Origin of the sequence: Nocardioides currus (assembly GCF_003057875.1) — a bacterium.
Lineage (GTDB): Bacteria > Actinomycetota > Actinomycetes > Propionibacteriales > Nocardioidaceae > Nocardioides > Nocardioides currus.
This window is the reverse complement of record NZ_PYXZ01000002.1, coordinates 35,170-47,378: the sequence shown is the minus strand read 5'-3', so window position 1 is coordinate 47,378 and position 12,209 is coordinate 35,170. Positions and strand designations below refer to the sequence as shown.

The 12,209-nt window shown below is 71.0% G+C and carries 13 protein-coding genes; 6 read left to right on the top strand and 7 right to left on the bottom strand.

All coding sequences use genetic code 11. The features are described 5' to 3' along the window. Positions 1-3: 3 nt before the first annotated feature. Positions 4-963, bottom strand: a complete 960-nt coding sequence (locus C7S10_RS05265; RefSeq protein WP_108343387.1) for an asparaginase — start codon at positions 961-963, stop codon at positions 4-6. Between the two features lie 41 nt (positions 964-1,004). Here C7S10_RS05265 and cysC point away from each other — a divergent pair, with 41 nt between their 5' ends. The 5 genes from cysC to C7S10_RS05240 all read left to right on the top strand — a co-directional run bounded on the left by cysC (position 1,005) and on the right by C7S10_RS05240 (position 6,539). Next, positions 1,005-2,804 carry an adenylyl-sulfate kinase gene (gene cysC / locus C7S10_RS05260; protein ID WP_243395227.1) on the top strand — a complete coding sequence of 600 codons (1,800 nt, stop codon included), beginning with the start codon at positions 1,005-1,007 and terminating at the stop codon, positions 2,802-2,804. Next, positions 2,804-3,814 carry a sulfite exporter TauE/SafE family protein gene (locus tag C7S10_RS05255; RefSeq protein WP_108343385.1) on the top strand — a complete coding sequence of 337 codons (1,011 nt, stop codon included), beginning with the start codon at positions 2,804-2,806 and terminating at the stop codon, positions 3,812-3,814. Before cysC ends, C7S10_RS05255 begins: the two co-directional genes overlap by 1 nt. A gap of 10 nt (positions 3,815-3,824) precedes the next feature. Continuing rightward, positions 3,825-4,271, top strand: a complete 447-nt coding sequence (gene dtd / locus C7S10_RS05250) for a D-aminoacyl-tRNA deacylase (protein WP_108343384.1) — start codon at positions 3,825-3,827, stop codon at positions 4,269-4,271. Between the two features lie 67 nt (positions 4,272-4,338). Then, entirely contained in the window at positions 4,339-5,253 is a 915-nt protein-coding gene (gene cysD / locus C7S10_RS05245) for a sulfate adenylyltransferase subunit CysD (protein ID WP_108343383.1), read from the top strand. Then, the gene (locus C7S10_RS05240; RefSeq protein WP_243395226.1) at positions 5,253-6,539 is read left to right on the top strand and encodes a sulfate adenylyltransferase subunit 1; all 1,287 of its coding nucleotides are present in this window, start codon (positions 5,253-5,255) and stop codon (positions 6,537-6,539) included. The genes cysD and C7S10_RS05240 overlap by 1 nt, the downstream gene beginning before the upstream one ends. Positions 6,540-6,609: 70 nt before the next feature. On the opposite strand, the gene C7S10_RS05235 is transcribed toward C7S10_RS05240, so the two are convergent. Genes C7S10_RS05235 through C7S10_RS05215 form a run of 5 tightly spaced genes read right to left on the bottom strand, consistent with a single transcriptional unit; the run spans position 6,610 to position 9,774 of the window. Beyond that, complete coding sequence (locus C7S10_RS05235) at positions 6,610-7,746, bottom strand: glycoside hydrolase family 16 protein (RefSeq protein ID WP_114327782.1); 1,137 nt, start codon at positions 7,744-7,746, stop codon at positions 6,610-6,612. 38 nt (positions 7,747-7,784) lie between these two features. Then, positions 7,785-8,201 (bottom strand): DUF4395 domain-containing protein, encoded by a 417-nt coding sequence (locus C7S10_RS05230; RefSeq protein ID WP_108343380.1) that lies wholly within the window; start codon positions 8,199-8,201, stop codon positions 7,785-7,787. Beyond that, on the bottom strand, positions 8,198-8,620 hold the full coding sequence (locus tag C7S10_RS05225; protein WP_108343379.1) for a TlpA family protein disulfide reductase: 423 nt from the start codon (positions 8,618-8,620) through the stop codon (positions 8,198-8,200). Before C7S10_RS05225 ends, C7S10_RS05230 begins: the two co-directional genes overlap by 4 nt. A gap of 7 nt (positions 8,621-8,627) precedes the next feature. Further along, positions 8,628-8,924 (bottom strand): DUF1416 domain-containing protein, encoded by a 297-nt coding sequence (locus tag C7S10_RS05220; RefSeq protein ID WP_108343378.1) that lies wholly within the window; start codon positions 8,922-8,924, stop codon positions 8,628-8,630. A 1-nt stretch (position 8,925) separates the two neighbouring features. After that, complete coding sequence (locus C7S10_RS05215) at positions 8,926-9,774, bottom strand: sulfurtransferase (protein WP_108343377.1); 849 nt, start codon at positions 9,772-9,774, stop codon at positions 8,926-8,928. 417 nt (positions 9,775-10,191) lie between these two features. Between C7S10_RS05215 and C7S10_RS05210 the strand changes: the two genes are divergently transcribed. After that, entirely contained in the window at positions 10,192-10,905 is a 714-nt protein-coding gene (locus C7S10_RS05210; protein ID WP_108343376.1) for a hypothetical protein, read from the top strand. 67 nt (positions 10,906-10,972) lie between these two features. Here C7S10_RS05210 and C7S10_RS05205 read toward each other — a convergent pair whose 3' ends face one another. After that, the gene (locus C7S10_RS05205) at positions 10,973-12,208 is read right to left on the bottom strand and encodes a glycosyltransferase family 4 protein (protein ID WP_108343375.1); all 1,236 of its coding nucleotides are present in this window, start codon (positions 12,206-12,208) and stop codon (positions 10,973-10,975) included. Between the last annotated feature and the right edge of the window lies 1 nt (position 12,209).

Here is a 12,209-nt window from a genome sequence, read left to right as displayed (position 1 = left end):
GGCTCAGAAGCAGGCGCGGATCTCCCCCACCGGTCGCCCGCCGCCCAGCAGCGGCAGCTCGCCCGTGCGGCGCACGGCCTCGGCGTCGACGCCGTCGAGGTCCAGCACGCCGGAGCGCTCGAGGGCGGCCGCCATCAGGACCGGGCGCACACGGGGCGCCCCGTCGTCGGTCTTGAGCGCGACGGCCCGCCCGTCGGGGAGGGCGACGGCGTAGCAGGACTCCGCACCCGCCTTGCCGATCGAGCCGGGGATCGCCGTGAGGAGCGCGAGCTCGTCGCGGGTCGTCCCGGAGACGTACGCCGCGTGGCCCCGGATCGCGTCCGCGACCTCCGCCGACGGACCCGAGGTGGCGACCGCGAGCGCCCGGAAGGCGCGCGCCAGGCCGGTCAGCGAGGTCGACAGCAGCGGGGCGCCGCAGCCGTCGACGGCCACGACCTCGACGGGTTCGCCCGTCAGCTCGGCGAAGGTCTCGGCGATGGCGACCTGCAGCGGGTGGGCGGGGTCGAGGTAGTCCTCGGTCGACCAGCCGTTGAGGACGCAGGTCGCGAGCATCGCCGCGTGCTTGCCCGAGCAGTTCATCTGGATCGACGTCTTGCCGCCGCCGCCACGGATGACGTCCTCGCGGGCGGCGTCGTCGAGCGGGTAGTCGGGCGGGGTCTGCAGGTCGGACTCCGCGAGTCCCGCGCCGGCCAGGATGCGGCGTACGCCCTCGACGTGGAACGGCTCGCCCGAGTGCGAGGCACAGGCGAGGGCGAGCAGCTCGGGCGGCAGCGACAGCCCGGCGCGCACCATGGCCAGCGCCTGGATCGGCTTGTTGCACGAACGCGGCAGCACCGCCTCGTCGACCATGCCCACCGACCAGTCGACCTCGCCGGCCGCGTCGAGGGCGACCACGGATCCGTAGTGGTGCCCCTCCACGAACCCCGAACGCACGATCTCGGCCACGACGACTGGTCTCGACATGGGTGGAAGGCTAGTGCCCGCCGACTGGCAGGATTGACCCCGTGTCCACACCCCAGCACTGCCCGACGCCCCGCGAGCTCGACGACCTGGAGCTGCTGACGACCGGCGCGCTGCTGCCGCTGACGGGCTTCGGCGAGCCGGGCAGCGTCATCACCATCGACCTCCCCGCGGCGCTCGCCGAGGCGTCCGAGGTCGAGCTGGTGGACCCCGAGGGCCTGCCGCTCGCGGTGCTCGCCCCCCAGAGCGGTGCGGTCACCAGCCTCACGCACGCGCAGTACGGCCCCTTCCGGCGGCTCCACCTCACTCCCCAGCAGACCCGCGAGCGTCACCCGCACCGCACCCTGGTCCCCGTCACCGACGCGCTGACGGTCGCCGACCTCGAGGACGTACGCCGCCTCGGACCCGTGCTCCTCGTCGCCCTCTCCGGCCACGGCACCCCGGCGCTGTCGCCCGTCGCCCTGGTCCGTGCCACCCTCGCGGCCGCGGACCTGCTCACCGACGCCGAGGTGGTCGTCGTCCCGCTGGCCGCCCACGGCGACGCCGCCGCCGACCACGCCCTCGGCCTCCGGGTGCTGGCCAACTACGCAGGCGACAACCCGGTGCACGCCCTCGCCGACCGTGACGCCGACCGTGACGCCGACCCCGACTACCCGTCCGCGATCGCCGAGATCGTCGAGCGCGACCAGCCCGCGCCCGACGAGCAGGGGCTGGTGCTGTTCTTCACCGGCCTCTCCGGCAGCGGCAAGTCGACGCTGGCCCGCGCCCTGATGGACCGCGTGCTGGAGCAGGGGGTCCGGACCGTCACCAGCCTCGACGGGGACGTCGTACGCCGCAACCTGTCGGCCGGGCTCACCTTCTCCAAGGAGGACCGCGAGACCAACATCCGGCGCATCGGCTGGGTGGCCGCCGAGATCTCCCGGCACGGCGGGCTCGCCGTGGTCAGCCCGATCGCTCCGTTCGCGAGCACCCGCGCCGACGTGCGCGAGATGGTCGAGGACGCGGGTGGTGCGTTCTTCCTGATCCACGTGGCGACCCCGCTCGAGGAGTGCGAGCGCCGCGACCGCAAGGGGCTCTACGCGAAGGCCCGCCGCGGGGAGATCCCGGAGTTCACCGGCATCTCCTCGCCGTACGAGGAGCCCGACGACGCCGCCGTACGCGTCGACACCACCGGGCGCACCATCGAGGCGGCCCTCGACGACGTGATCGACGCACTGGCCGCGTCCGGCCACCTCGACCTCCGCACCGAGTACCCCACCGACGACCCCGCCGAGGACCCCGCCGTGGCCTCGGCCGAGCAACCGCGCACCGACGACGACCTCCACGTCCTCTTCGTCTGCACCGCCAACATCTGCCGCTCGCCCTACATGGAGCAGACGGCCCGCGCCCTGGCCGGTGACGCGGCCATCACCTTCGCAGGCGCCGGCACCCACGGCCTCGTCGACCAGCCGATGGACGAGGTGATGGCGGCGACCCTGTCCGCCAGCGACCCTGCCTTCCGCAGCCGCCCGCTGACCCGCGACCTCGTCGAGTGGGCCGACGTCGTCCTCACCGCCGAGGCGAGCCACCGGGCGCTCGTCATCGAGGAGCACCCGCGGGCCGTGCGGAAGGCCTTCACCCTCGGGCAGTTCGCGCGCGTCGCCCAGGAGTCTCCCGACCTGCACGGCCGCGAACTGATCGCCGAGGCGGCTGAGCGACGGGTCCGCCCCCTGCCCGAGGACGACATCGACGATCCCTACCGGCGCGGTACGGCGTCCGCCGAGGCCGCAGCGGGCAGGATGTCCGGGATGCTGGCGCTGGTCGTGCCGGCGCTGACCGGCGCGTCGACGCAGGAGGAGAGCTGATGGCCGACCTGATCACCATCACCGCGTTGTCGATCCTGGCAGCAGGCTTCTTCGTCGGCGTCGTCGTGGGCCTGACCGGCATGGGCGGCGGCGCCCTGATGACGCCGGCCCTGCTGTTCCTGGGCGTGGGCGAGGCGGCCACGGTCGTCACCGCCGACCTGACGGCCGCGGCGATCTACAAGAGCGGCGGCGCGATCGTGCACCGCCGCGAGGGCTCCCCCAACATGCAGCTGGCCACGTGGCTGATGATCGGGTCGATCCCGATGGCGCTGCTGGGCCCCCACCTCGTCTCGTGGTTCACCGACGACATCGACCAGCTCAACCACGTCCTGGTGATCTGCATCGGGTTCGCCCTCCTGCTGGCCGCGGCGACCTATGCACTCCGTCTCTACGTCAACCTGCTGCGCGTGCGCTCCGGCGCCCACGCCCCCGACGACGACCCCGCGATCCGGGTCGTCCCCACGCTGCTCGTCGGCATGCTCGGCGGCCTGCTGGTCGGCGTCACCAGCGTCGGCTCGGGCTCGGTCATCATGATCGCCCTGCTGATGCTCTATCCCGGCCTGTCGGCCGTGAAGCTGGTCGGCACCGACCTCGTGCAGGCCGTGCCGCTCGTGCTGGCCGCGGCGGTCTCCAACATCGCCCTCCACGGCATCGACTGGACGATCCTCGTCCCCCTGGTCGTCGGGTCGGTGCCCGGCACCATCCTGGGCTCGCTGCTCGCCCCGCGCGTGCCGCAGTCGTTCATCCGACGCGGCATCGTCATCGTGCTGACGATGAGCGGTGTCGCGCTCCTCGACAAGTCGGGCTGGGCACCGCTCGGCGAGGACGAGACCCACCCGTTCCTGATCGCGGGCATCGGCATCGCCGTGCTCCTGACCCTGCCCGTCGTGTGGGGCTTCCTCCGCAAGCGGCAGGGCCTGCCGATGTTCGGCTCCCCCACCATCGCGCAGCTCGAGGACCCGGCCTGGAAGCCCGGCCTCGTCGGGATGAAGCGCACCGACGGCTCCTAGGCTCGGGGCCGTGCGAGCCGTCCTCCAGCGCGTCCTGTCCGCCAGCGTCACCGTCGACGGCGAGGTCGTCGGCGCCATCGACGTCCCCGGCCTCCTGGTCTACCTCGGCGTCACCCACACCGACACCGACGCCGACATCACCTGGATGGCCCGCAAGATCCGCGACCTGCGGATCCTCCGGGACGAGCAGTCGGTCGGCGACGTCGACGCCCCGGTCCTCGTCGTCAGCCAGTTCACGTTGTACGGCGATGCGCGCAAGGGCCGCCGCCCCACCTGGCAGGCCGCCGCCCCGGGCCCGGTGAGCGAGCCGTCGTACGCCGCCGTGTGCGCCGAGCTCGAGCGGCTGGGCACCACCGTCCAGCGCGGCGTGTTCGGGGCGGACATGCAGGTCAACGCGGTCAATGACGGCCCCGTCACCGTGATCCTCGACTCCCCGGCCACTGGACGGGATGCGTGATGCGGCATTGGGGCCCGGCCTCGCTACGATGTGGGCTGCTGTCCCCCAGAGAGGCATCCCGTCTGTCATGACCCAAACACACGCCGACTACCAGCTGAGTCAGCTCGACCAGCTCGAGGCGGAGTCGATCCACATCTTCCGTGAGGTCGCTGCCGAGTTCGAGAAGCCGGTCCTCATGTTCTCCGGCGGCAAGGACTCCATCGTCATGCTGCGGCTGGCGGAGAAGGCGTTCTACCCCGCCAAGCTGCCCTTCCCGCTGCTCCAGGTCGACACCGGCCTCGACTTCGACGAGGTGCTCCAGACCCGCGACAACTGGGTGGACCGCCTCGGCGCACGCATCCACATCGCCAGCGTCGAGGACGCGATCGCCCAGGGCATCGTGATCGACGACGGCAAGACCTCGCGCAACCGCCAGCAGATCGGCGCCCTCCTGCACGCCATCGAGGACAACGGCTTCACCGCCGCGTTCGGTGGCGGTCGCCGCGACGAGGAGAAGGCCCGCGCCAAGGAGCGCGTCTACTCCCACCGCGACGAGTTCGGCCAGTGGGATCCCAAGATGCAGCGTCCCGAGCTGTGGAGCCTCTACAACGGCCGCATCCACGCCGGTGAGCACATGCGCATCTTCCCGCTCTCCAACTGGACCGAGCTCGACATCTGGCACTACATCGACCGCGAGCAGATCGAGATCCCCTCGATCTACTTCGCCCACGAGCGCGACGTGATCCTGCGCGACGGCATGTGGCTCTCGGTCTCCGACGCCGTGCAGCCGAAGGACAACGAGTTGGTCGAGACCAAGATGGTCCGCTTCCGCACCGTCGGCGACAAGTCGCAGACCGGCTGCGTGGAGTCGACCGCCGCGACCACTGCCGAGATCATCGACGAGATCGCGATCGCCCGAGTCACCGAGCGCGGCGCGACCCGCGGTGACGACCGGTTCTCCGAGGCGGCCATGGAAGACCGCAAGAAGGAAGGCTACTTCTGATGGCTACCCCCCAGACGTCCTCTGACCACGGTCAGATGGACCTCCTGCGCTTCGCCACCGCCGGGTCGGTCGACGACGGCAAGTCCACCCTCATCGGGCGCCTGCTGCTCGACTCCAAGTCGATCTTCGAGGACCAGCTCGAGGCCGTCGAGGCCTCCTCGGTCTCGAAGGGTTACGACTACACCGACCTCGCGCTGCTGACCGACGGGCTGCGCTCCGAGCGCGAGCAGGGCATCACCATCGACGTGGCCTACCGCTACTTCGCAACCCCGTCGCGCAAGTTCATCATCGCCGACACCCCCGGCCACATCCAGTACACCCGCAACATGGTCACCGGCGCCTCGACCGCCGACCTCGGCCTCGTGCTCGTCGACGCCCGCCAGGGGCTCACCGAGCAGAGCCGTCGCCACGCCGTGCTCCTCTCGCTGCTCCGCGTCCCGCACCTCGTGCTGGCGGTCAACAAGATGGACCTCGTCGACTGGTCGCAAGAGGTCTACGAGAAGATCCACAAGGAGTTCACGCAGTTCGCGACGAAGCTCAACATCCCCGACCTCGAGGTCATCCCGATCTCGGCGCTCCAAGGTGACAACGTCGTCGAGCGCAGCGCGAACACGCCGTGGTACTCCGGACCCACGCTGATGCACCACCTCGAGCACGTGCACGTGGCCTCCGACCGCGACCTCGTCGACGTCCGCTTCCCGGTGCAGTTCGTGGTCCGCCCCAAGTCGGACGAGTTCCACGACTACCGCGGCTACGCCGGCCAGGTCGCCGGTGGCGTCCTCAAGCCGGGCGACGAGGTCGTCGTGCTCCCCAGCGGCATGACGTCCACGATCCAGGGCATCGACCTGTTCGACGAGGAGGTCGCCGAGGCGTTCCCGCCCATGTCGGTCACGGTGCGCCTCGAGGACGACGTCGACGTCTCTCGCGGTGACCTGATCGCGCGCGTCAACAACGCCCCCAAGCCCAGCCAGGACATCGACGCGATGGTCTGCTGGATGACCAACGAGCCCCTGCGTCCGCGCCAGAAGCTCGCCATCAAGCACACCACCCGCACCGCGCGCGCGATGGTCAAGGACATCCAGTACCGCCTCGACGTCAACACCCTGCACCGCGACCAGGACACCAAGGAGCTCGGTCTCAACGAGATCGGCCGCATCCAGCTGCGCACCACCGTGCCACTGCTGTGCGACCCCTACTCCAAGAACCGCACCACCGGCTCCTTCATCCTGATCGACGAAGCCACCGGCGTCACCGTCGGCGCCGGCATGATCAACAACGCGAGCTGACACCCGGCCCGCGACGCACGAGGCCCCAGACCGTCCGGTCGGGGGCCTCGTCGTGTGTACGGCGCTCGCGTCAGGCGGCCGGCTTGGGCCAGACCTTCACCCAGTCGACGTCCATGCGCTGCGGCAGCTCGTCGTCGCCGCCGAGGTGCTGGAGCTCGTAGTCGGAGCTGAGGAGGCTCAGGATCAGGAACTCCGGGACGCCGGAGACGCCCTGGGTGATCGTGTTGGTGACGTGGCCGTCGATGCGGAAGACGTACTTCTCCGGGGTCCACTCCACCGAGAAGACGTGGTACTTCGAGGACCAGTCGCCACCGAACTGGTCGGGATCGGGCAGCCAGCCGCCGGCGGTCTTGCCCTTGGCGGTCGGGTGCCAGTAGACGAAGCTGGTGAGCCCGCCGTCGGGGTGGTCGTCGCCGAAGTACTCGATGACGTCGATCTCGGCGCCGGTGTCCTCGGCCTTGCCGACCGGCTTGGAGCCGAAGCCCTGCAGCCAGAAGGAGCCGTGCTGGCCGCGCAGCTCCTGGAACTTGATGCGCGCGGCCGCGACGCCGTACAGGAAGCTGTAGCCGCTGCCGATGTGGCCGTTGAGGCGGTAGTCGTACTTCTTGCCCTTGACCTTGCAGGTGCCCTTGTCGGGGTCGTCGAGCACGCTCAGCTGCAGCGTGCCGTCCGCCACCTCGACGGCGTCGTCGGACGCGCGGGAGCACAGGCGGACGCCGGTGTAGCCCTGGTCGCGGGTGCCCCACGCCTCCTTGTGGAACTCGTCGAACTCGTCGACGAACGCCGGCTGGAGGGCGTCGTCGGTCGAGACGTGCACGCCGACCGCCTTCTCGCCGTCGGAGACGACGCGGAGCTTGCCGGTCTCGTCGGTGGTGAGCGCGACGCGGCCCTCGTCGTCGGTGTCCGCGCTGTCGACGACCTTCCAGTCGCCGCCGTCCTCGACCTGCAGCTCCACGGCCTGGCCGGCGCCCGCGCCGTCCACGGTCGCGTCCACGACGTACGACGCCCGGTCGGACTTCTCCGGGTCCTCACCGGGGGCCGCGATCTGCGGGAGCATGCTCGCCGAGATGCCCTCGCCGTCCTCGTAGTCCGACTCGGACAGCTCGATCCCGGACGCGCCGCCGGAGCAGGCGGTCGCGGCGAGCAGGCTGGCCACCACGCAGGCGGTGGCGGCGGAGCGGCGTACGGCGGAGCGCGATCGGAACATGTCGCGCATCCTCTCGCACGACCGGTGGACGGACCCAATCAGGCCGTGCGCAGCCTCAGGCCCAGCAGGTAGAGCTCGCAGCCCAGGCAGAGCCCGAACACGGCGTTGAGGAGGGCGGCGACCACCGCGAAGCCGATCGCGACCTGGGCGACCAGCACGGCGCCCGTGGCGAACGCGATCAGGGCCGCCACGGTGAACAGCAGGCCCACACCTTGGGCGAAGCGAGGCGGTCGCGCGTCCTCGAGCGCGGCCGGTGGAGCCAGCCGAGGGCGCACCAGGGTGCGGAAGACGACGGCGGTGGGGGTGTGCTGCACGCCCAGGCCCGCGCCGATCGCGAAGAAGACGGCCTGGCCGGCCACGACCACCACCGCGGCCGGGGTCGGGACGAGGAGGGCCACCGCGAGGACGACGAGGGTCACGGCGGCGGTGAACCGGGGTCCGCGGGGGTCGATCACGGGGTGGCTCCGATCGGCAGGACGGCCAGCACCTGGTCCCGACGGGGCGCCCCCGCTGCGCGCGCGACCTCGTGGCCGCTCGCGTCGAGGACGAGGGTCGTGGGCGTGCGCCGCACGTCGAGCGCCCGCACGAGCTCGAGGTGCTGCTCGGCGTCGACCTCGAGGTGCGCGACCCCGTCGCGCTGCTCGGCGATGTCGGCGAGCACGACACGGGTCGTGCGGCACGGGGCACAGAAGGCGGAGGAGAACTGGACCAGGGTGGCCCGCTCCCCGAGGGACGCCGACGGCAGGGCGGCGCTGACCTGCGTCCAGGTCGTGCTCTCGGACTCGGCCGCGAAGGCACCGTCCGTGGCGCGCCGGAAGACCCCGAAGGTGACCGCCACGACGACGGCCACCCCCAGGATCACGATTCCGGTCATGCAGTGCTCAGATCGCGACCGCGACCTCGGCGACCGAGCCGACCGCCGCCACCACGCGGGTGTCGACGGGCTCGGCCTTCGGGGCCAGGGTGCGCAGGGTCCACTCGCCGTCGCCGGCGAAGAACCGGAAGTGGCCGGTGGCCGACGTCGGGACCTCGGCGGTGAACTCGCCGGTGCGGTCCAGCAGGCGCACGTACGCGTTGGGCACGGGGTCGCCCGAGCGCGTGACCTGGCCCTGGATCACGGCCTCGATCTTGGTGTTGACCCCGTCGAGCGAGAGGCCGCCCTCAGTGGCGCCGCACATCTCATGCCTCCCCGGGCTCGTCGCCGAGCGCCACGGGGACGCCGACGAGGGAGCCGTACTCGGTCCACGAGCCGTCGTAGTTCTTGACGTTCTTCTTGCCGAGGAGCTCCTGCAGCACGAACCACGTCAGCGAGGAGCGCTCACCGATGCGGCACAGCGCGATGGTGTCGAGGCTCTCGTCGAAGCCGACCTCGGCGTACAGCGCCTGCAGGTCCGCCTCGGACTTGAACGTGCCGTCGTCGTTGGCGTTCTTGCTCCACGGCACGTTGACCGACGTCGGCACGTGGCCGGCGCGCTGGGCCTGCTCCTGCGGGAGGTGGGCCGGGGCCAGCAGGCGGCCGGCGTACTCGTCGGGGCTGCGGACGTCGACGAGGTTCTGCGAGCCGATGGCCGCGACGACCTCGTCGCGGAAGGCGCGGATCGAGGTGTCCTGCTCCTGCGCGGTGTAGGTCGTCTTCTCGCGGGTCGGCAGCTCGTCGGTCAGCTCGCGGGAGTCGAGCTCCCACTTCTTGCGGCCGCCGTCCATCAGCTTGACGTCGGCGTGTCCGTAGAGCGTGAAGTACCAGTACGCGTAGGCGGCGAACCAGTTGTTGTTGCCGCCGTACAGCACGACGGTGTCGTCGTTGCTGATGCCGCGCTCGGAGAGCAGGGCCTCGAACTGCGCCTTGTTGACGAAGTCGCGGCGGACCTGGTCCTGGAGGTCGGTGGTCCAGTCGAGCTTGATGGCGCCACGGATGTGGCCCTTGTCGTAGGACGTGGTGTCCTCGTCGACCTCGACCAGGACGACGCCGGGGGTGTCGAGGTTGTCCTCGACCCACTGGACGGTGACGAGTGCGTCTTCGCGGCTCATGGGGTGTGCTCCTTGGTGTGTCGTGCGTGGCGTGCGGTGGAAGGCAGTGCTGGAAGGCAGTGCTGGAAGGCAGTGCTGGAGGGCTGTGGCGGGTGGCGGCGTGAGGGACCGCGGGGCGCGCCGCCGTGGCAGCACGCAGGAACGAGCCCACTCCCGCCAGAATAGTCCACAAAGCAAGTGGACTTAGCGAGGAATCGAGTGCGGGCTCGTCAGGGCATTCGACACAGCGCCGAGCGCGTGCGGCAGTGGTCCACTGCGCGGCGCTTGGTCAGCATGGTCGAGAACATGCTGACGACTCTAGGGCGGACGCCGCAGCCGCCCCCGGTTCGTCTCACATCATGGATAGCCGTTCCATCCATTGAGATCGCCTGTGGACGACCCGGGCCACAGGAGCGCCGTTCGTGGTCCGCTTCAGACATGTCGTCCAACGCCCTCTTCACACGCGACTCACCGATCATGCGTCCGGCGTCGTTCAACCGCGCCGAGAACTGTGCCGACGTGGCCATCGCGATGATCGCTGCGGGCGGCTGCCGCAGCATCTCCGCCGGGTCGCTCGCTGGCCACCTGCGGGTCACGCCGGCCGCCGTCCTCACGTGGTTCGGCACGACGGCACAGATGTGGGAGCAGCTCACCGAGGCCATCGGCCGTCGGTGGTTCGTGCACCTCGGTCAGACGTCGCGCCTGCGTGTCGAGGGCCGTCCCATCCTCCAGGGCGCAGCCGATCTCGACATCGCCTCGTGCCTGCGACTGTTCCTGCCGCTGAGCGGCGACGAGGTCGAGTGGACCCGTGTCTGGCTGTCCCTGCAGGAGCACGGACGCCACCACGACCTCGTCGGTTCGCGGATCGCCCAGTGGGAGCGACAGGAGCTCGAGCGGCTCCACCGCGTCACGGCCTGTCGCGATGTCCCCACGCTCACCCACACCCTGGTGCTGGTCCGCGGGCTGCGACAGATGGTGACGGCCACCCACGAGCCACTCGCCCTGGAGGCGGCCCACGACCTGCTGACCCGGCACTGTCAGCTGACCTACGTCGAGAACGGTCCTCCCGAGCCCGCGAGCGACGACGACGTCCTTGACTCCACCCGTCGGTTCGCGTTCATCGGCGGGAGCGGGGTGCCCCGCCGCGGCTGAGGTTGGCAGGTGCATACCGAATCGGCCATTTCTGCGCCCCCACCCCACTCGGTTGGTAACCAGTTACCTACGAGCTCGGGTCGGCAACCGAAAACGGCCGATCTGGTATCCACCTGCCAACCGCAGCGGTGAGGATCCGCTCGAACTCCTCGGCGCTCCGGGCGAGTCCGAACTCGCGCTCGGCGAGCGCGCGCGACTCGGACCCGAGCTGCGCGAGGCGGGCGGGGTCGCGCAGCAGTCGGTCCGCCCACGCGGCGGCGGCGGCCAGTGCCGAGCGATGGGGGCCGGCGACATAACCGCCGGCGTCGGCGATCAAGCGGGCCGCGAGGTTCTCGGGTGGCATCAGCCCCAGCACGGGGCGTCCGGCGGCGAGGTAGGACAGGGTCTTGGAGGGCACCGAGAACTCACCGGCGTCCTGCTCGAGCAGCACCACGAGCAGGTCCCCAGCCGCCAGCACGTCGGGCAGGTCGTCGTACGCCTGGAACGGCAGGAGCGTGAGCGGGACGCCGTGGCGCTCGGCGGCGGCGCGCACGACGGGCTCGGCGGGACCCTCGTTGACGACGACCAGCCGCACAGGGGTCCCGTGCCCCCGGACGGCCGCAGCGAGCCCGACGAGCAGCTCGGGGTCGTGCTTGAGCCCGAGCGTGCCGGAGTAGAGCAGTGTGCGCTCGGTGACCAGGTCGTGGCGGGCGGCCCAGTCGTTGTCCCGCGGTCTGGGGGTGATCTCGTCGAGCGGTGCCCAGTTGGGGATCACCGTCACCTTGTCCGCGGTCCCCCACTCCTCGTGCACGGCCAGGAAGGCGGGCGTGATGGCCACGACCGCCTTCGCACGACGCGAGGCCCACCGCTCACCCCACCCGAGGACGCGGGCCAGCACACCGAAGACCGGGGACAGCTTGGTGCCGGCCAGCCGTGACACCGCCAGCGCCTGGGCGTCCTGGTGCCACAGCACGAAGGGTGTACGGCGCACGGCGAGCACGGCACCGAGCATCACCAGCATCGGGATCGGCGTGTTGGCCACCAGCACGACCTCGGGGCGACGGCGCAGCACGTGGCGCACCAGGTCGAGACCGAGGCGCACCTCCTGCAGCGACCGGCGCAGGTAGCTCGTCTTGGCGATCGAGCGGCCGGTCGAGACGGGTTCGAACCGCACCGTCTCCCCCGGCTTCGCGGCGAGCTGGCCGCGCCCGCTGACGTAGGCGGCGCACCACGAGTGCACGACGTCGTGCCCGCGACGCACGAGCTCGCGACTCAGCTGGGCCTGGAAGGGATGTCCGCTGAAGTCGAAGACCAGGATCCGCACG